This window comes from Paenibacillus sp. GCM10027626 (genome assembly GCF_042676285.1).
In the GTDB taxonomy this organism is placed as follows: Bacteria; Bacillota; Bacilli; order Paenibacillales; family Paenibacillaceae; genus Paenibacillus_Z.
Genome location: NZ_JBHTHC010000003.1, coordinates 615,005 through 634,937 on the forward strand (window position 1 = coordinate 615,005; position 19,933 = coordinate 634,937).

The 19,933-nt window shown below is 49.1% G+C and carries 18 protein-coding genes, 1 tRNA gene and 1 other RNA gene; 5 read left to right on the forward strand and 15 right to left on the reverse strand.

Annotated features, from left to right (window positions below):
• The 4 genes from ACFQ0N_RS09655 to ACFQ0N_RS09670 form a co-directional block, all read right to left on the reverse strand.
• Entirely contained in the window at positions 1–993 is a 993-nt protein-coding gene (locus tag ACFQ0N_RS09655; RefSeq protein ID WP_379325285.1) for an alcohol dehydrogenase catalytic domain-containing protein, read from the reverse strand.
• Positions 990–1,997 (reverse strand): zinc-dependent alcohol dehydrogenase, encoded by a 1,008-nt coding sequence (locus ACFQ0N_RS09660; protein ID WP_379325287.1) that lies wholly within the window; start codon positions 1,995–1,997, stop codon positions 990–992. The genes ACFQ0N_RS09655 and ACFQ0N_RS09660 overlap by 4 nt, the downstream gene beginning before the upstream one ends.
• Before the next feature lie 508 nt (positions 1,998–2,505).
• A complete protein-coding gene (locus tag ACFQ0N_RS09665; protein ID WP_379325289.1) occupies positions 2,506–2,841 on the reverse strand; it encodes a hypothetical protein in 336 nt (111 codons plus the stop codon).
• On the reverse strand, positions 2,834–3,031 hold the full coding sequence (locus ACFQ0N_RS09670) for a hypothetical protein (protein WP_054403700.1): 198 nt from the start codon (positions 3,029–3,031) through the stop codon (positions 2,834–2,836). Before ACFQ0N_RS09670 ends, ACFQ0N_RS09665 begins: the two co-directional genes overlap by 8 nt.
• Positions 3,032–3,790: 759 nt before the next feature.
• On the opposite strand from ACFQ0N_RS09670, the gene ACFQ0N_RS09675 reads away from it, so the two are divergent.
• Both ACFQ0N_RS09675 and ACFQ0N_RS09680 read left to right on the forward strand, forming a co-directional pair.
• Entirely contained in the window at positions 3,791–4,228 is a 438-nt protein-coding gene (locus ACFQ0N_RS09675; RefSeq protein WP_379325291.1) for a DUF6978 family protein, read from the forward strand.
• A gap of 1 nt (position 4,229) precedes the next feature.
• The gene (locus tag ACFQ0N_RS09680; RefSeq protein WP_379325293.1) at positions 4,230–5,000 is read left to right on the forward strand and encodes a DUF1829 domain-containing protein; all 771 of its coding nucleotides are present in this window, start codon (positions 4,230–4,232) and stop codon (positions 4,998–5,000) included.
• A gap of 42 nt (positions 5,001–5,042) precedes the next feature.
• On the opposite strand, the gene ssrA is transcribed toward ACFQ0N_RS09680, so the two are convergent.
• The 11 genes from ssrA to ACFQ0N_RS09735 all read right to left on the reverse strand — a co-directional run bounded on the left by ssrA (position 5,043) and on the right by ACFQ0N_RS09735 (position 17,919).
• Positions 5,043–5,406: a transfer-messenger RNA gene (gene ssrA / locus ACFQ0N_RS09685) on the reverse strand.
• A gap of 159 nt (positions 5,407–5,565) precedes the next feature.
• Positions 5,566–6,045 carry an SsrA-binding protein SmpB gene (gene smpB / locus ACFQ0N_RS09690; RefSeq protein WP_379325295.1) on the reverse strand — a complete coding sequence of 160 codons (480 nt, stop codon included), beginning with the start codon at positions 6,043–6,045 and terminating at the stop codon, positions 5,566–5,568.
• Between the two features lie 141 nt (positions 6,046–6,186).
• Positions 6,187–9,144 carry a ribonuclease R gene (gene rnr / locus ACFQ0N_RS09695; protein WP_379325297.1) on the reverse strand — a complete coding sequence of 986 codons (2,958 nt, stop codon included), beginning with the start codon at positions 9,142–9,144 and terminating at the stop codon, positions 6,187–6,189.
• A 179-nt stretch (positions 9,145–9,323) separates the two neighbouring features.
• Positions 9,324–9,563 (reverse strand): preprotein translocase subunit SecG, encoded by a 240-nt coding sequence (gene secG, locus ACFQ0N_RS09700; protein WP_379325299.1) that lies wholly within the window; start codon positions 9,561–9,563, stop codon positions 9,324–9,326.
• Positions 9,564–9,687: 124 nt separating this feature from the next.
• The gene (locus ACFQ0N_RS09705; RefSeq protein WP_379325301.1) at positions 9,688–10,455 is read right to left on the reverse strand and encodes a sugar phosphate isomerase/epimerase family protein; all 768 of its coding nucleotides are present in this window, start codon (positions 10,453–10,455) and stop codon (positions 9,688–9,690) included.
• Between the two features lie 192 nt (positions 10,456–10,647).
• Positions 10,648–11,940: a phosphopyruvate hydratase gene (gene eno / locus ACFQ0N_RS09710; RefSeq protein WP_379325303.1), complete on the reverse strand. Its 1,293-nt coding sequence runs from the start codon at positions 11,938–11,940 to the stop codon at positions 10,648–10,650.
• A 38-nt stretch (positions 11,941–11,978) separates the two neighbouring features.
• Positions 11,979–13,511: a 2,3-bisphosphoglycerate-independent phosphoglycerate mutase gene (gene gpmI / locus ACFQ0N_RS09715; RefSeq protein ID WP_379325305.1), complete on the reverse strand. Its 1,533-nt coding sequence runs from the start codon at positions 13,509–13,511 to the stop codon at positions 11,979–11,981.
• Position 13,512: 1 nt separating this feature from the next.
• Positions 13,513–14,265, reverse strand: coding sequence for a triose-phosphate isomerase (tpiA, locus tag ACFQ0N_RS09720; protein WP_379325307.1), 753 nt, complete (start codon positions 14,263–14,265; stop codon positions 13,513–13,515).
• A 51-nt stretch (positions 14,266–14,316) separates the two neighbouring features.
• Entirely contained in the window at positions 14,317–15,498 is a 1,182-nt protein-coding gene (locus ACFQ0N_RS09725) for a phosphoglycerate kinase (protein WP_379325309.1), read from the reverse strand.
• 286 nt (positions 15,499–15,784) lie between these two features.
• A complete protein-coding gene (gene gap / locus ACFQ0N_RS09730; protein ID WP_379325312.1) occupies positions 15,785–16,789 on the reverse strand; it encodes a type I glyceraldehyde-3-phosphate dehydrogenase in 1,005 nt (334 codons plus the stop codon).
• Between the two features lie 89 nt (positions 16,790–16,878).
• On the reverse strand, positions 16,879–17,919 hold the full coding sequence (locus ACFQ0N_RS09735; RefSeq protein WP_379325314.1) for a sugar-binding transcriptional regulator: 1,041 nt from the start codon (positions 17,917–17,919) through the stop codon (positions 16,879–16,881).
• Between the two features lie 231 nt (positions 17,920–18,150).
• On the opposite strand from ACFQ0N_RS09735, the gene ACFQ0N_RS09740 reads away from it, so the two are divergent.
• From ACFQ0N_RS09740 to sda, 3 genes are all read left to right on the forward strand, one after another.
• Positions 18,151–18,225 (forward strand) — tRNA-Arg (locus ACFQ0N_RS09740).
• Positions 18,226–18,392: 167 nt separating this feature from the next.
• Complete coding sequence (gene clpP, locus ACFQ0N_RS09745) at positions 18,393–18,974, forward strand: ATP-dependent Clp endopeptidase proteolytic subunit ClpP (protein ID WP_379325316.1); 582 nt, start codon at positions 18,393–18,395, stop codon at positions 18,972–18,974.
• 551 nt (positions 18,975–19,525) lie between these two features.
• On the forward strand, positions 19,526–19,828 hold the full coding sequence (gene sda / locus ACFQ0N_RS09750; protein ID WP_379325318.1) for a sporulation histidine kinase inhibitor Sda: 303 nt from the start codon (positions 19,526–19,528) through the stop codon (positions 19,826–19,828).
• The last annotated feature ends 105 nt before the right edge of the window (positions 19,829–19,933 follow it).

Genomic DNA, 19,933 nt, shown 5'->3' on the forward strand with positions numbered 1-19,933 from the left:
TTACGATTTCCAATCCAGAACTACGCCGAGACAGGGTCGTCTCTTATCCAGAATAAGCGCCCAGGCGTCTTCGGCGCGTTCGACCGGGTAACGGTGAGTAATCAGCGGCTCCGTCGGAAGCCAGCCCTCCGTGATGCCCTGCAGCGTAGCATCCATTCTCTCCCTGTCCCAGCCGGATGGACTATGCAGCGTAACCTCTTGGGCACGCAGCGATTGAATGTCGATCAGCCCTTCCGTGCCGAGGAAGCCTGCCGAAACCAGGTGACTGTTGTGCTTCATCAGCGGCTGAAGCTCCTTAACCGAATCCAGCGAGCCTACTGTATCTACAACGATAGCAATGGCTCCGCTGTCCCCATGAAGCGCGTCGGCGGCTCCCGTTCTTCGCGCATTGACCTTGACCACCCGTTCCGGAAGCAGGCTCAACCGTTCGTCATGCCTGCCCAACACCGTAACCCTTGCACCCCTATGAAGCAGCGTATGGGCAGCCCATTGCCCGACAAGTCCGTCCCCGATCACGACCGCGCAATCGTCGGCACGAATGTCCGGTCTCGAACCACAGTTATAACCGACCTGTGTCAGTACCATTCCGGAATAGGCTACGGCGTTGACGTCCTTGGGAAGCTTCCATACTTGACTGACGTGGGTAATCGCCGGAGAGACATGCCCGCCGCTCGGAAACGCCATTCCGTTTACTCGGCCCATAGTGGCGAATACGCGATCACCCGGCTTGAAATTCTGCACCCGCGAGCCTGTCTCCACGATGACTCCAACCTTCTGATAGCCGTTGATCTGTGGAAACGGCTCGGGGTCGCCTTCCCTGTAGGGGGTTTCCCCCGCTATTCGGTCGCACCTGAGAAAGGAGGACTCCGTACCGATACTGATCCAGGAATGCTCGACATCGATAACGACTTCATCGGCTAGAGGTTCGGGGATGTCCACCTCTTGATAAGAGACCTTTAATCTGCCCGTAAAGACGACGCCCTTGCCCTTCATGCACGAACTTCCTTGGCGACGGCCGCGGCGGATTGTCCTAGATTATCGCCAGCCGATACAAAGTCGGTCTGGGGACAGAAGAACGCTTTAATCGCTTCCTGCCGGTTCAACAGCTCTACGGCTTGACCATAATCCGCGAATGACGCATGATGCGTCTGGAGGCATTCGGTGTTTAGCCCCTTGTTCACGACAAGATCGATTAACAGATGATGATCCCGTGGACCTACGGGCCTGTATTTGTACGATTCCAGCTTCGTACCCTGCGCCCACAAGTCTTCGGGATAAGTAATGTCTCCGCGCAGCACTCCGAAGATGACGACATGCTCGTTCACATGCGCGAGCACATTCTGAACCGAAGAAGCCGCACCCACGCAGTCGTAACCGAGCTCGAATCGCAGATCCTGCAATTCGTTCGCATGCATGACCGTACCAAGGTTTAGATTCCGAACGTATTGAATCCTACTCTCGTTGACGTCGATACCGACGACCTGGGAAGCCCCCCACAGACGAGCCACCTGAACGGCCAGAATGCCGGCAGGTCCGAGACCCGATACCAAAAGCGACTTTCCTTTAAGATCGCCGAGCTGCATTAACCCGATGACCACGCATTTCAACAGCTCGAACGAAACCGCCTGCTTAAGTGTTATGCTGTCAGGAAGCTTAATCAGCTCCTCCTCACGGTAAGCGGCGTACTCCGCATAGGCCCCTTTAGGGACGATATGCTCTAGGGCCGCGACGCGATCCCCAACGGCGAAGCGGTATACGCCGGGGCCCACGGCCTTGACGACGCCCGCCATCTCATGCCCAGGAAAACCTATCGGCAGCGGATATTCCGGAGATTCGGCATAATTGAACATATCGCGCCCGGCCATCATATTGATGTCCCAGCGCGGGCAGGTCGACACCATCTGTATTTCTACCAGTACCTGATGATCCTGAAGATCGGGCATTTCGGCATCCACGATTCGGAATTGTCCGGCACCGACGATTTGTAGCGCTTTCATTGTTGTTCCTCCCTGCTTATATTCGACATTGGCCTCTCGCTTTGTCTTATTCTACTGTGAAAACACGGCCACGTATTTGCAGATTTTATTGTTTTGCCGCGTATGACTTGGTCTTTCTTCGGGCATCCGGACGGCGTTTGCGACACGTCGTTTGCACAAAACTGACTTTCTCTTCGACTTCCAACGACTGAACGGCTAACTGTCCAACATGAAAAACCGTCAGGGATAAGTTCGCTCGCTGACGGTCCTCTAAATTAGGCGATTTCATTTTTTGCTCTTATTCCAGGGTGTGAATAAAATGCGTTCTGGGCTCTTACATTTTGTATTCCAATGAAAATTGAATATCCGGATAGGCGCCGCAAACCTGCTTGAGGCCCACTGTCATCCATGCTCGTTCCTGCAAGAAATCCGCTTGGAGCGGATAGTCGTATTGATTGACCATACCGAAAGCGAATATCCTCCTCTGCGATCCAATGTCCACCCTGCTCAACACGAGAAGCTACACGGTCTATATGCATTTGGATGTCTTGCAGGCCGATATAGTAAACGACAATGCTATAACCGGTATCTTTGGCATTTGCATATGCTTCAAAACAAAGGTGCCTGATAAAGTAGTTTCAATGGCAAAGTGTTGACCGCTTTTGATGAGAGAACGGATTCTTTTCACAGCTTCCCTTCCAGCAGAAAGATCAGCACTCCGCGGATTATCTGGCCTTAATTCTCGTGCAATCTGGTCCGGGTCAATCAGTTCGCCGATCCATTCTCTCATTTGCAAGCTAATCGTGCTTTTGCCAGCTCCATTGGTACCAGCAAAAACCGTCATGATTGGTTTGGTATCACTCATGATATTCAAATTCCTGCCGTTTTCCGGTTGCATCAAAAACGATCTCGAACTTATTGCCTTCTGCGTCTTCACGTACACGCTTGTTATTCTTTATATAATAAATAGATGCACCCGACTCTCTGGCTTGCTTCCGTGCATGTTGATTCGCTTTTTTCAAAACTTCTTGGAGTTGTTCTCGATTTGCAAACATCCTCAATCCCCTCCGGTTTTAAAATTATGCTTATTATATCATAAAATGAATTACCACCAACCAGAACACGGGTTGAGGGTGTTAAGTGTAAGCGAGAGTGTGAACCTTACGCAAAAACAGCATTACTGTCCAAAACAATTACTTCTCTCGCAACTCCAACCTAATCTAATCACTCTTTGAAACTTCATCCGTGTGTAGATCTTCGCATTCTCAATTTGAATAAAAGATGACTGTAGCTCCTCATTCTTCTTCCATCGTTTTATTAACCCTTTTGAGTAATCCCAGTAACTTTTCACTTCTTCCGCTTTAAAGATTCTATAGCCATTAATCCATAATTCAGGACGTATCTCTTTTTTATCGTATATATAAAGAAGTGCCTTCTTAGGTGAATGAATAAGTCGATAATTTATCGTGACCCCCTAGACTTTTTCCCCAAATTATATAACTTCTCTTCTCTCAGAATGAGTTAGTCATTAAGGTCATTATTTTCACTCCAAATCTAATATTATAGTAAATTTGTTTTAACAGAATAATAGATTGGTATACAAAATGAGACACCGTACTGGTGTCTTTTTTGATAGAAATGGAAGGCGAGGGGATTTGAACCCCTGTCCGAAGATAACGCAACACAAGCATCTACGGGTGTAGTCACAGTTTTAATGTCACCTTAGCAAAGGTCATTTCTACTTTTTAGTTCCCAAACGCTTTTATTAATTGTAATATTATAGATAATTCAGATAAAATGGGGGACATATTTTGTTGACTGATTTCGAAGCTCGTCGATTACTAAATGCTATCAAAGAATTAGTTAGTACCAGGCCAATCGTATTTCCATTAGTTCAAACACATACTACTCTGGAGGCTATTTCTACCCAAACTAATGATAAGTTTCTTATTGATGTACAACGAAAAACATTAAACGTTAAAAAGTGTACTTATCAAACCCGATATAAAAAATCAATTAACTTGCTCCGAATTGATATTGAGGGTCCTCCTCATCCAAATCCAGACGGCACTGAGGTGCCATGTCCACATATCCATATTTACAGAGAAGGATATGATGATAAATGGGCATTTCCTTTATCCAGTAAAATAAATACTGATCAGACCGATCTGGTTCAGGTATTAATTGACTTCTTGGAGTATAATAATATTATTAATATTCCGAATGTCATCAGCCAAATTGAGGTGAACTAAATTGAACCTGGTTGAACAATTGTCTGATTCGTATGTCAATTGGCTAAAACAAAAAATAACATTGAAAGAATTAGGGGATGCAGTGGAGATAACCACCCCCTTTATGGACAGGCACAATGATTATCTTCAGATATATGTACAGCAGAAAACCCCTAATAAACTAACGCTGAGTGACGCTGGCTACATACTTACTGATCTCAAACTGTCTGGATGTGATGTTTTTTCTTCACCAAAGAGAAGAAATATACTTCAAACGATTTTAAATGGATATGGTGTCAAAGTTTCAACAAAAGAAGAATTGTTCGTGGAAACGACAATAGAAGCTTTCCCTCAAAAAAAACACATGCTTATTCAAAGTATGATGACTGTAAACGATATGTTTATGACCTCTAGAGAAAATGTACAAAGCATTTTCCTCGAAGAAGTTGATCATTTTCTTCTTGATAATGATATTCGATATGTAGAAAATGTTAACTTCACTGGAAAAAGTGGATTTCCACATACTTTTCATTTTGCAATACCACGATCCAAGCAACATCCCGAAAGAATTCTTCACGCACTTAACAACCCAACAAAGCACAACTCCGAGAATCTCCTTTTCGCTTGGACAGAAACAAAAGAAAACAGAAGACCTGATTCAAAGCTTTTCGCTGTTCTCAATGATTCCGAAAAATCCATCAGACCAGGTATAATTAACGCTCTGCACGAATACGACGTACAACCAATCTTATGGTCAAAAAGAAATCAGTTTATAAATCAATTAACTGGATGATCGGAAGAAAACCCCGACCTCATAAGGTCAGGGTTTTCACATTGGTGGAGGCGAGGGGATTTGAACCCCTGTCCGAAGATAACGCAACACAAGCTTCTACGGGTGTAGTCACAGTTTTGATGTCACCTTAGCAAGCGCCCCGTAACCGGCTATCGCTAAGGTCAGCCTGATTGTCTTCTTCAGCTAGCCGCAGGCGGAGACTAGACAGCGTATCCCACTAAGAGTGAGCCCCTACACCTGGCACATGGGCGATGCAAGGGAGGAGCTTAGCGCACAGTTTCTTAGGCTGCTGCTAAAGTTGTACGTTGGTTGCCATTTAATTGGCTTTAGCGTTGATAAAGCGGACGCGTCCCCACTACCCGCAACCTATGCCCGACCTATCCCCGTCGAATCCATAAACGCCCCCGACGTCGCATAAACGGCTCGTCTTGAAGACCGTCTAGCAGTAAATCAGACATTATTGCTTCATTTGTTACTATTACTAGTATAGCATATCTGAAATGAATTTACTTCACGATGTTGTTGGCACCGTTGGCGAAAGCCGCCACAGCTGCCAGGAGCCGCTCTAACGGGCGACCTTTTGCTTCTCTCGCAATGCCCGCTGAATGTCGCGCTGTGCATCGCGCTTCGCCGCGGTTTCACGCTTGTCATATTGCTTCTTGCCTTTGCCCAAACCAATCAAAAGCTTGGCATAGCCGTTGCGTACATAAATTTTGAGCGGCACGATTGCATAGCCGTCCTGCTTCGACTGTCCGAGCAGCTTATGAATTTGTGTCTTATGAAGCAGTAATTTGCGCGCACGGGTCGGATCAGTCGGGTTATGCCGGTTGCCCTGTTCAAATGGGCTTATATGCATATTGTGAATAAACATTTCCCCGTTGCGAATCGTTGCGAAAGCATCGTTGATATTGGCACGTCCGGCACGCAGGGATTTAATCTCGGTACCCATCAGCACCATTCCCGCTTCATACGTATCCTCAATGAAATAGTCATGGGAAGCTTTTTTATTTTGCGCCAGCGGCTTATCATTATTCTTCTTACCCATGCAATCATCACCTCGCCACGTATAAAACAATGGATTTCCATGTCTTTTCTGCCCTTACCCGGCTGAATCGGCCTAGAAACCCATTGTAACAAATTTCGGCTGGGGAAATCAAGAACCGCGGCCGCAAGTATCCTTATTCTTTTATTTCCGCTTCTTTCTCACAAAGGAAGCCGTACCGCTGTTACTGCCTTTCTTTTTTCGCTTTTGTTTTTGCACGATTTCCAGCAGCTTTTTTCCTTCCTCTTTTCCCTGAGCCTGTTGTCCGCCAGACGCTTCAGGCCCTGCAGTCCGACCGTGGCCCTTTGTACGCTTCCCTCTGGATCCGCCGCTATCCGCTGCACCGTTCGCTCTACCATGCCGCCGCCCGCGCTCGCCACGCGACCGGCCACCCTCAGGGGTGAAATGCTGGTACTCCCCATCGTCGATAATTCCGCCCGTGCCGCGCACAGGCAAGCCCCACATATCCGTACGGACGCTGCCACGGCGCGCATTGCCATCCCCGCGTTTAAACTGCTCAAAAAACGGGCGCTCCTGGGATTCGGCCGAATCGCCTTGGTTGGCCTTCTTCTCTTCTTGCCCAACGAGCCGCTCCAAATTATAGTCATCCTCCGGCCGCCAGCCAGCCTCTCTCTTTGCCTCTGCTTGTCCGCGGCGAGATGCAGGTATGAAAATTCCGTCGGCATTGGATTGTTTCCGGGAGCCTCTGGCTCCTTTCCCCTCCGAACGGCCGCCATTTCCATGCTTGCGGTCAGGTTCGCCAGAACCTTTCCGGGCCCCGAAGCCTCCTGCATTTCTATGCTCTGCTCCCTTGCGGCCGTCTCGTTTTCCTCCGCGCTCGTGATCACGCCCACCATCACGCTCGCGACCGCCCGCTCTGCGGCCACGATCATCTCCGCCGCGGCCGCGCTCTTTCCTTTTCACCGGAAAGCTGCGTTCTCCACGTTCGGCCGACTGCTCGTGCTCCAGCAAGGCAAATTCGACTGTATGCTCGTCCATGTTGACATCCTCAACCCGTACGCGGACCTCATCGCCGATGCGGAACATGCGGGACGTGCGTTCCCCGACAAGCAGCATATGCTGCTCATGGAAATGATAATAATCATCGGTTAAATCGCCTAAACGGATAAGCCCTTCAACAGTGTTGTCCAGCTCAATGAAAATACCGAAGCTCGTTACGCCGCTAATAATTCCATCGAACTCTTCACCAATCCGCTCTTGCATATATTCCGCTTTTTTCAGCTTATCGGTATCCCGCTCGGCATCGACCGCTACACGCTCCCGCTCCGACGATTGCTGGGCAATATCGGGCATCTTGGCCGCTAACGATTCAATCCGCTTCTCCGACAGTGTTCCGCCATTTTCGAGCACTTCCCGAATGACCCGGTGAATGACTAAATCGGGATAACGGCGGATTGGCGACGTAAAGTGCGAGTAAAATTCCGCTGCAAGCCCGAAATGCCCCAAGCTTTCTGCATCATAGCGTGCCTGCTTCATCGACCGCAGCAAGACGGTCGAAATGACGGTTTGCTCCTTTGTACCGTGAATTTCCTCAAGCAAAGTCTGCAGGGCGCGCGGGTGAATGGAATCGCCACCCTTTCCTTTGATCTTGTAGCCGAAATTAGCAGCAAACTGCACGAAGTGGAAGAGCTTTTCGCTATCCGGATTTTCGTGGATCCGGTACAAAAACGGTACGCGCAGCCAGTAAAAATGCTCTGCTACCGTCTCATTTGCCGCCAGCATGAATTCTTCAATAATCTGCTCCGCCACAGACCGTTCACGCTTAATGATATCAACCGGCTTGCCGTCAGAATCCACCAGCACCTTGGCTTCGACAAAATCAAAATCGATCGCGCCGCGCTTCATCCGTTTTTTGCGCAGCTTCATGGCCAGATCTTCCATTAGCTTGAACATATCCACTAATTCGGCATAGCGTTCCGTCACTTCAGCATCTTCATCAAGCAAGATCTTTCTTACATTCGTATAAGTCATCCGTTCCTTCGTGCGAATAACGCTTGTGAATACATCATGGCGAACCCGCTTCAACGTTTTCGCATCAAACTCCATCTCACAGGACATCGTCAATCGATCTACTTGCGGATTCAAGGAACAGATGCCATTCGATAAACGGTGAGGCAGCATTGGAATAACACGGTCCACCAAATAGACGCTGCAGCCGCGGCGGTATGCCTCTTGATCAAGTGCCGATTTTTCCTGTACATAGTAGCTGACATCGGCAATATGTACCCCTAACAAATAGTTGCCGTTGGGCAGGCGCTCTACATTCACCGCATCGTCCAAATCTTTGGCGTCTTCACCATCGATCGTCACAATGACTTTGCCGCGCAAATCACGGCGCCCTTGACGGACAATTTCGTCCTCCGTAATGGCTTCCGGAGCGCCTTCAGCCTCAGCCATCACTTCATCGGGGAAGCCTTCTGGCAGCTGGTGCTTGCGAATAATCGACAAAATATCGACACCGGGGTCATTCTGATGCCCGAGAATTTCAATGATCTCTCCCGTTGCTGCGGAGCGCCCCTCAGGATAGGTCACAATGCGCGCAACGACCTTTTGTCCGCTGACCGCTCCTTTAAAGGCTTCCCTGGGAATAAATAGATCGCGGTTAATCCGCTTGTCATCCGGCATCACGAAGCCAAAGGCCTCATGACTTTCAAATGTTCCGACAATTTGCGTAACCGCCCGTTCTACCACGCGCACCACTTCGCCTTCAAGGCGGCCGCCATGCTCGCTTCGTGACGTAATCCGCACCAGTACAGTATCGCCATTCATCGCGGTTTGCAAATCATGGGCATGCAGATACACATCAGGATGCTCCTTATCTTGGGGCAGCAAAAAAGCAAACCCCTTTGCATGCGCCTGCACACGTCCCCGCAGCAAATTCATCCGTTCCGGCAAGCCGTAGCGGTCGTTGCGGTTGCGCATAACTTTTCCTTGCTCCTCCAATTGATTAAGCAGCACTAAAAAGGCTTTGAATGACTCAGCGTCTTCATCCACCCCCAGTTCATCGCTTAATTGTTGATATGTCATCGGCTTATAAGCCGCCTCTTTCATAAACTCCAGCAAATTCTGCTCTGTTATCATAAGGCCTCCGAGTCCAAGTTGATAGAATTCTCCATAATTTCAGTATACACGAAATGAAACTCCGCCATCCGTTTTTACAAAAATAATTGTTGGAACTCCTACTGGTCATATCCCCAAAGAAAGCAAAAAGAACGAGAGAATAATCTCCCGTTCGTGAGTTACGTTATAAACGTTGATAACTAGGTTGTTTTGACCAAATAAGCGACAATCAATGCTGTGATGAAAAATCCAGCTGCAATCCCAATCGTCAGCCGTTGCAAGAACAGATCCAGGCCGCGTGCTTTCTGTTTGCCGAACAAATGCTCAGCACCGCCAGAGATGGCACCCGCCAGACCGGCACTCTTTCCTTTTTGCAGCAGAACGACCGCGATCAAGGCAATCGAAAATATGACGAGCAGCACTTTAAAAAATATTTCCACAATTCCACCTCCAACGCAAGCAGCATCAGCATTTGCCGTAGTGATGCCAATATAGGCAAACACCTAGAAACAGCATTTTTATTTTACCACATCGGAGCTGTCAACTGCAAGCATTGACTGGAGATTACAGGCAGCCGTTCTCGCGGAAGAACTCCAGCGATATTTTTGCGCTTTCCAGCGAAGAGGAGGCAAATTCTTCCTGTTCGACGATAAAGTATTGAATGCCCGATTGCTCGGCAATCGCTAGAACATCTTTAAGATTAACTACGCCTTTGCCCACTTCGGTATCGCGGGTGCCATCTCCAAAATCTTTAAAATGCGCGAGCGGAGTCCGGCCGGCATAGCGCTTCACATAATCGACCGGATTTTGGCCGCCCATATGCACCCAGCCCAGATCGAACTCTGCAATTAAATATTCAGCCGGAACCAGCTCCAGCAGATGATCCATTACCGGCTTGCCTTCTACAAGCTTAAACTCGAACGCATGGTTGTGATACCCATACTTCAAGCCTGCCGCTGTCACTTGTTTTCCAGCTGCCTCAAGGATGCCCGCCAAATGCTTGACGTCCTCCATCGTCGGCTCCTCCGGCAGCGGCGCCCAAGGCGTTACAATATATTGCAGCCCAATCTCCTTCGCATATTCGATTTGCTTTGCCAAATCCGCTTCAATACGCTCCGGCTCGTTAAAGTTCAGCCCGACGTGCGCAGACGGCGCCTCAAGCCCGAGCTCCTCCAGCAAGGCCTTCAGTTCGCTTGCCGGTGTATCGAAATAGCCGGCAAATTCAACTGCCTGATAGCCCATTTCCGCCACCTTTCGAATCGTTCCCAAAAAATCTTTTTCAGTTTGATCCCGCAATGTATACAATTGCAAGCCAATAACCGGTTTTGCCACTCCAGCCACCATCCTCACTGTTTTTTTAGAAAAGAGTCAATTGTTATGCGATTTTGCTGTCAACAAAAAATACAAAAAAGGAGAGGCAACGCGGCAACTCCGCGTCTTCTCTCCTTTTATTATAGCGAATGCCCTTCCGGAAACTATCCGGGCATTTGGGACATTCTTTTGTCATTTTGTTATTAAATCCAATTATTTGAAGTTTTTCAAATTGTAGAAGGCATCCTTGCCGGCATATTGCGCCGTTGAGCCCAATTGATCTTCGATGCGCAGCAACTGGTTGTATTTTGCAACACGGTCAGTACGCGAAGGAGCGCCAGTTTTGATTTGGCCGGCATTTGTCGCTACTGCAATGTCAGCGATTGTGCTGTCCTCGGACTCGCCGGAACGGTGAGAGATAACAGCAGTGTAGCCCGCACGCTTCGCCATTTCAATGGCATCAAATGTTTCGGTCAGCGTACCGATTTGGTTCACTTTAACCAGGATGGAGTTGCCGATGCCTTTTTCAATACCTTGGGACAAACGCTCAGTGTTAGTAACAAACAGGTCGTCACCAACCAGCTGTACTTTGCCGCCCAGCTTCTCAGTAAGCAGCTTCCAGCCTTCCCAGTCGTCTTCGGAGCAGCCGTCTTCGATCGTGATGATCGGATATTTGTCTACCCAGGAAGCAAGCAGGTCTACGAACTCAGCGGAGGTAAACGATTTGCCTTCGCCTTCCAGGTGATATTTGCCGTCTTTATAAAACTCGGTAGAAGCAACGTCCATACCCAGGAATACATCTTCGCCTGGTTTGTAGCCCGCACGCTCGATTGCAGAAATAATCGTGGTGATCGCTTCTTCGTTGGAGCCCAGGTTCGGCGCAAAGCCGCCTTCGTCGCCAACAGCGGTGTTCAAGCCTTTATCCTTCAAGACTGCTTTCAGGTTATGGAAAATTTCCGCACCAATCCGCAGCGCTTCTTTGAAGCTTTCTGCGCCAACCGGCAAAACCATGAACTCTTGCACGTCGATGTTATTGTCTGCATGCTCGCCGCCGTTAACGATGTTCATCATCGGTACTGGCAGTACTTTCGCATTGAAGCCGCCCAGGTAATTGTAAAGCGGAACACTCAGCGCGTCAGCCGCTGCGCGAGCCACTGCCATCGAAACCGCCAGAATGGCGTTAGCGCCCAGCTTGCCTTTGTTAGGCGTACCGTCGAGCTCAAGCATTTTGCGGTCGATCAGCACTTGATCCAGCGCGTCCAGACCGATAATTTCCGGCGCGATAATGCTGTTTACATTTTCAACAGCTTTCAGAACGCCTTTGCCCAGGTAGCGGCTTTTGTCGCCATCGCGAAGCTCTACAGCTTCATATGCGCCTGTGGACGCGCCTGAAGGAACAATTGCGCTGCCTTTGCCGCCGGATTCCAGAACAACTTCAACTTCTACAGTAGGGTTACCGCGGGAGTCAAGTACCTCGCGTGCATATACGTCAGTGATGATAGACATGGACGGAACACTCCTTTTAGGTTCTAATTTAAAAGCTTCTAGACCAGCGATTCGCCAGTCATTTCAGCAGGCTTCTCAAGTCCAAGCAATTTCAAGATTGTCGGGGCAATATCAGCCAAAATGCCGCCTTCACGCAGCGAAACATCCGCTTTCGTAACAATGAAAGGAACCGGGTTCGTCGTATGGGCTGTAAAAGGACGGCCTTGCTCGTCAATGACCATATCAGCATTGCCATGATCGGCAGTAATCAGACATACGCCGCCTTTAGCCAGCACCGCTTCTACTACTTTGCCCAGGCACTCGTCCGTCGCTTCAACCGCCTTAATCGTCGGCTCCAGCATACCGGAGTGGCCGACCATATCCGGGTTGGCAAAATTCAGGATAATCGCATCATGCTTGTCAGCTTCGATTGCCTTCACCGCTGCCTCGGCGACCTCATAGGCGCTCATTTCCGGCTTCAGATCATAAGTGGCAACCTTTGGCGAATTGATTAGAATACGTGTCTCGCCAGGCAGCTCCACATCGCGGCCGCCGCTGAAGAAGAAGGTTACATGCGGATATTTTTCCGTCTCGGCAATACGCAGCTGCTTCTTGTTATTTTGCACAAGCACTTCGCCCAGCGTGTTATCGAGGTTTTTAGGCTTGTACGCGACATAACCGTCAACCGTCTCGCTAAATAGCGTCAAGCAGACAAAATAGAGCGATTGCGGCACGCGCTCGCCGCGGTCAAAGCCGCGAAAATCGGTGTTCGTAAACACCTGCGACAATTGGATCGCACGATCCGGACGGAAATTGAAAAACACAACAGCATCTTCTGATTCGACAAGACCTACAGGTTTTCCTTCCTCGTCCACAATAACAGTCGGCATAACGAATTCATCCATAACCGACTGCTCATACGATGCCACTACCGCCTCGACCGGATCTGTATACGTCGGTCCTTCGCCGTATACCATCGCGCGATACGATTTTTCCGTCCGCTCCCAGCGCTTATCGCGATCCATCGCATAGTAGCGTCCTTGCACTGTCGCAATGCGCCCTACGCCGACTTCAGCAATCTTCGCCTGCAAAGCCTCCAGATAGCCTTTTGCACTGTCCGGGGCCACGTCGCGGCCGTCCAGGAAGGCATGAATATAAACGTCCGTCAGGCCATGCCGCTTCGCCAGCTCAAGCAGCGCAAACAGATGATCGATGTGGCTATGCACACCGCCGTCGGAAAGCAGTCCGTACAGATGCAAGCTTTTTCCTTTTGCTTTTGCATGTTCAATGGCGCCGAGCAGCGTTTCGTTATCAAAAAATTCGCCTTCACGAATCGATTTGCTGATCCGCGTCAAATCCTGATATACGATCCGTCCCGCACCGATATTCAAATGACCAACCTCCGAGTTGCCCATTTGGCCTTCCGGCAAGCCTACCGCTTCGCCGCAAGCCGTTAATGTCGTGTGCGGATAGCTGGCCCGATAGCGGTCATAATTCGGTTTATTCGCTTGCGCTACAGCGTTGCCTACCACGTCGCTGCGCAGGCCGAATCCGTCCATAATGATAAGTGCAACCGGTTTAGGAGCAGTCATCTTACTTCGCCCCCTCGACGAGTTGAACATAAGAGGCTGCTTCCAGACTTGCACCGCCTACAAGCGCACCATCGATATTAGGTTTGCTCATATATTCCTTCACATTGTTCGGCTTCACACTGCCGCCGTATTGAATGCGGACAGCGCTCGCAGTTTCGGCATCATACAAGCCTTCCACTACGCCGCGAATGTAAGCAATAACATCCTCTGCATCTTCAGCAGTCGAAGATTTGCCAGTACCGATCGCCCAGATTGGCTCATAAGCAATAACGACTTCAGCCGCCTCTGCTGCAGACAGGCCTTGGAATGCGCCTTCCGTTTGCACTTTGCAAACCTCTTTGGTTTGACCCTCTTCACGCTCTTCCAGTTTCTCGCCTACGCACACAATTGGCTTCAGACCGTGCTTGAATGCTGCCTGAACCTTTTTGTTGACGATTTCGTCCGTCTCCGCAAAATATGCGCGGCGCTCGGAGTGACCGATAATAACATATTCAACACCGAGATCCTTCAGCATTACACCGCTAATTTCGCCCGTAAATGCCCCATTGTCTTCAAAGTGAACATTTTGCGCGCCAATCGCAATCGACGTGCCTTTGGCTGCCTCTACGAGCGCCGGCAGCGTTGTATAAGGCGCGCAAATGACCGCCTCCACGCCTTCTACCTCCGCCTTGCCTTTAACATCTGCAATAAACGATACCGCTTCAGAGACCGTTTTAAACATTTTCCAGTTGCCTGCAATAATCGGTTTCCGCAATTGTGCTCAGCTCCTTGACTGCATAATTTCAATTATGTCTATATCCCAATCTTACTTATCGTTCAGTGCGACAACCCCTGGCAGTTCCTTGCCTTCCATAAACTCAAGGGAAGCTCCGCCGCCTGTCGAGATATGATTCATCTTGTCAGCCAGGCCGAATTTCTCTGCCGCTGCCGCCGAATCGCCGCCGCCGATAACCGTGTAGCCCGCCGTCTCTGCGCATGCGCGCGCTACAGCCTGTGTACCGTGGGAGAATGGCTCGATTTCGAACACGCCCATCGGTCCATTCCAAACGACCAGCTTGGAGTTTTTAATGACGTCTGCATACAGTTCACGGGTTTTAGGACCGATGTCGATGCCTTCCCAATCTGCTGGAATACCGTCTACATTAACGATTTTCGTATTGGCCGAAGCGCTGAAATCGTCCGAAACGACAATGTCCACAGGAAGCAGGAAGTTTTTGCCGAGCTCTTTCGCTTTATTGATGAAGCCCAATGCCAGCTCCAGCTTCTCATTATCTACCAGCGATTGGCCAATTTCATAGCCTTGCGCTTTGAAGAAGGTATACGAAAGGCCGCCGCCAATAATAATGTTGTCTGCAATTTCGAGCATTTTGTTGATGACATCGATTTTATCTTTAACCTTGGAGCCGCCAACAATCGCAGTGAACGGACGCTCAGGATTGTTCAGCGCCTTGCCAAGCACGTCCAGTTCTTTTTCCATCAGCAAGCCGGAGACGGCCGGCAGTTGACGTGCAATTCCTTCTGTCGAAGCGTGAGCGCGGTGAGCTGCGCCGAACGCGTCGTTCACGAATAAATCAGCCAATTCAGCAAAAGCTTGCGCAAGCACCGGATCGTTCTTTTCTTCGCCCGGATAGAAACGGACATTCTCAAGCAGCAACACATCGCCAGCTTGCATAGCGTTAACTTGCGCTTTAACCGCTTCACCTACAGCTTCATCGGCTTTAGCTACCGGCTTGCCTAGCAGCTCAGACAATCTTGCCGCTACAGGAGTCAGGCGAAGCTCTTCCACAACTTGTCCCTTTGGCCGGCCAAGATGGCTGGCAAGAATGACTTTAGCGCCCTTCTCGATCAAGTAATTGATCGTCGGCAGCGTCTCGCGAATCCGCGTGTCGTCCGTAATGGCTCCATTCTCCAAAGGTACGTTGAAATCTACCCGCACAAATACACGTTTGCCGTTCACTTCAACATCGCGCACACTTTTCTTGTTCATCCGTATACCCTCCGATTCATCGGACCTTGAGCCGCGCGTCCGCCCCTTCGTTCCCTCTTGCTTCGCAGAAGCCCGGTACCGGCCGCATCAAATCTCATTGTCCATATTAGTTATCTTTCCAATTTCATCCTATCCCGCCCATGTTATAGCATTCTACAGGGCTTTTCTATCTCTATCTGTCTTCCAGAACTGCTTCTAAAAGCTATTGTATCAAAAATTGGAATGCGTGCGCCAACCGACGCGAAGGAGCTGCACGGACAGCTCCTTCGTTTGGTTGTTCTCTATATTACAAGCCTTTGGATGCGATATATGCAGCAAGGTCTACAACGCGGTTGGAGTAGCCCCACTCGTTGTCGTACCAGGAAACGACTTTAACCATGTTGCCTTCAACAATCATAGTCGATAATGCGTCGATTGTGGAGGAAGCAGGGTCGCCATTGTAGTCGCTCGATACAAGCGGCTCTTCGGAGTAGTTCAGAATGCCTTTCAGACTGCCTTCGGAAGCCTCTTTCAATGCAGCATTCACTTCTTCAACCGTTACATTCACTTTCAGCTCAGCTACCAGGTCAGTAACCGAAACGTTAGGAGTAGGAACGCGCATAGACATACCGTTCAGTTTACCTTTCAGTTCAGGCAACACGAGCGATACCGCTTTTGCAGCGCCTGTAGAAGAAGGAATGATGTTTTCTGCAGCAGCGCGAGCGCGGCGCAGGTCTTTATGCGGAAGGTCAAGTACGGATTGGTCGTTAGTGTAAGAGTGAACAGTTGTCATCATACCTTTAACGATGCCGAACTTGTCATTCAATACTTTTGCAAATGGCGCCAAGCAGTTAGTTGTACAAGAAGCATTCGAAATAACAGTGTGAGCGGCTGCATCGTATTTTTCTTCGTTAACGCCCATAACGATCGTGATATCTTCGTTAGTAGCCGGAGCGGAGATGATTACTTTTTTCGCGCCGCCTTTCAAGTGAAGCTCAGCTTTTTCTTTCGCTGTGAAAATACCAGTCGACTCAACAACGATTTCTACGCCTTCTTGGCCCCAAGGGAGGTTCTCAGGATTGCGCTCAGCAAATACTTTGATTTCTCGGCCGTTTACGATCAACGCGCCTTCTTTGGCTTCAACAGTTGCGTCCAGCTTGCCGTGAGTTGTGTCATATTTCAGCAGGTGAGCCAGTGTGCTCGTATCCGTCAAATCGTTAACTGCAACGACTTGCACATTAGGGTTATTCAATGCTGCGCGGAATACGTTGCGGCCAATGCGACCAAATCCGTTAATACCAACTTTTACCATGTTGATTTCCTCCTAGTATACCTAAGTTTTTTAATTTATCTCAAGACGATTCCTGCCATACGGCAATGCCGTCATGCAGACCGCCAAGATCAACTTTCTTGTTCTCGATCAATAATTGCAGCAATTTCCAAAGCGGCGGATTCGTCGGTTACGAGCATGTCGTCATGCCCAAAGCGCATAACGGCGGCGATTGCTTCTCCCTTGCTGCGTCCGCCAGCGACTGCGATAACGACTTCTGTAGCCTGAATATCCTCCAGCCGCAAACCGGCAGTCGGCATGCGATGTACCACCGTGCCATTGCGGTCAAAATAATAGCCAAACGCTTCCGCGTGTGCACCCTCCGCTGTCAGCTCATCAAGAACTGCATCGGGCACCCGCCGTCTGCGGGCCATAACCATGGCATCGCCAATGCCGTGAAGGACGATTCGCGCATTGCGGATAACCTCAACAATCTCGCGAATATTCGGCTCCTGCATAAGCGATTGGTAAGCTTCCTCGCCAAGATGATCCGGTACATGCAGCAATCGGTATTGCGCGCCTGTGCGCTTTGCCATCGTGGAGGCGATTGTATTGGCTTGATAATCCAAGCTTTCCCCCAAACCGCCGCGGGCCGGCACAAACCAGTTCCCTTTCAGCGGCGTTTGCGTGGCCAGCTGATTCGCTACTTGCGCTAATGTAGACCCGCCTGTAACAGCCACTACATCGTCCTTTTTCATGACTTTACGCAGCGCAGCGCAGCCTGCCCGCCCCAGCTCCCGCTGGGTATGAGGCGAACTGTCTGAATCGCCCGGTACAATCGTCACCTGCTTTAAGCCATATCGCGCGCGTATCCGTTCTTCCAATTCGGAAAGACCGAACATCATCTTATACAGCGGCTCCATATCAGCAAGCAGCTTCTCGCCAGCTTCACTGATCCGCATTCCAGCCGTATCAATATGAAGAAGACCTTGCGCCTTCAGAAAATCCGTTTCTGCCCGCAGCACCCGTTCCGTCATTCCAAGCGAAGCTGCCAGCGTTCGTCTGCCAATCATTTCTGAAAGCATGACTTGATGAAGAATTAAGTACCGCTTCTTCATAACAGCAAGCATATCCGGTAGAAGCTGCTGTTGTATTTCGATGAGAGAATCCATCTGTCACCATTCACTTCCATCGCCGAATCGGACTCATAAGCTGGATGGACGTTAAATGTCCCAATATGTGCATTTTTAGTCCCACTAATATTGTACTTCAAAGCAATTCGATGAGCAAGTACGGTTTTGCTGATGAAACCGTTTGCTATTCCAATTTGCATAAAATTTATTTTTCCACAACTCTTGCTTTTTCATGCATTATTAGATATAATAATCTTTGCTATCGTTTTTGCGCCCGTGGTCCAATGGATATGACGTAGGCCTCCGGAGCCTGAGATCGAGGTTCGATCCCTCGCGGGCGCGCCATATATAGTAATCTGTACCGGCTAAAGCCGGTTTTTTTATCCGATTTGTTTGACCATCTTTGACTTTCGATCAGCAATCCGTTATGATATGAGTACACAGCCGGCCGATCACGCATTTGGCCCGTGAGTTTACTACAGTATAACCATTCTAAGGAGGGATTCCTGGATATGAATTTCGTACCAATGGTCATTGAGCAAAACAATCGCGGCGAACGTGCCTACGACATTTACTCGCGTCTTTTGAAAGATCGTATCGTATTTCTCGGTACACCTGTCAACGATGTTGTAGCTAACTCCATCATCGCGCAACTGCTATTTTTGGCTGCTGACGATCCCGAAAAAGATATTTCGCTTTACATCAACAGCCCCGGCGGCTCGGTTTCTGCGGGTCTCGCCATTTTTGATACGATGCAGTTTATTAAACCCGATGTTTCTACCATTTGTGTTGGCATGGCCGCTTCAATGGGCGCTTTCCTGCTTGCTGCCGGCGCCAAAGGCAAACGCTTTGCCTTGCCTAACAGCGAAGTCATGATTCACCAGCCGCTTGGCGGCGCACAAGGTCAAGCCAGCGACATCGAAATTCGCGCCAAGCATATTCTCAAAACGCGGGACACCTTGAATCGCATCTTGTCTGAACGGACAGGGCAGCCAATCGACAAAATTGAGCGCGATACAGACCGCGACAACTTTATGAGCGCAGCTGAGGCTGTAAACTACGGTCTCGTTGATAAAGTAATCGAAAAGCTGTAAGCTCCTTGACTGGACGGAAACTACGGAGGCTGTCGATTTTCTGTGGACACCGATTTTTTCCGGGGAATCGGGCAACTGGAGATCATGCGGACCTACGATCCGTTATTTGGTCGAAAACCGGATGATTCGAAGGTTTCGCGGACACATGATCCGTTATTTGCGGCTCTTGCCTGGTTTTCGTGCCGTTTTGAGGCCAATAACGGAACCACGGTCCGCAAGCACGCCAATTAGCTATTTTGTTCACAGATAACGGATCTACGGTCCGCTCATGCCCGCCGCTTCACACAGCCTGGAAACTTACAAATTCTTATATAGTCAAAAAAGCGTAATTCCATTCAGTTCATTCTGAGGAATTACGCTTTTTTTGTATCTATCATCCCTCCGATAAGAAGCCCCTGTATAACACATAATTTGTTATCTGTCAATGAAAATTCACCTCGACGAATTCATAACGACTCTGTAAATGTTTCATGTTACTATATAGTAAATGATTCCAAATTCGCCTTCGACTAGGTTGTTTTAAGAAAACTTATTAACGGAGTTGCACTCTAATGAAACTTTCAAACCCAATTGCAAACATGCGTAATTTTATGCGCTCTAATCATGCTGAACCAGCGTATACACACTACCAATCCGAATATGATCGTTCTTATGAGCAGACATCGTCTGGTTCCCAATCACTTAATTTGTTTTTGCCTATGCAAGACAAATCTTTGTTATTGCGGCCGCTAAGTGACACCCATCTCGTAGAAGTCTACCATGAAGCTAAAGCAATGCGCTTGTCCAATGAATTTATTTCCTTAATTGAACAAGCAATCGAGCAGCGTGGTCTTGAAGTAAGTGAGCAAGCTTAAGTAATAAAGCCGCGGCTCGCGCCGGCCTTCCTTGGCCCGAAGCCCGCTTGGAAATATAAGCCAAAGTATAGGCGTAACTCATACTTTCTTATATTTGAACAAAAG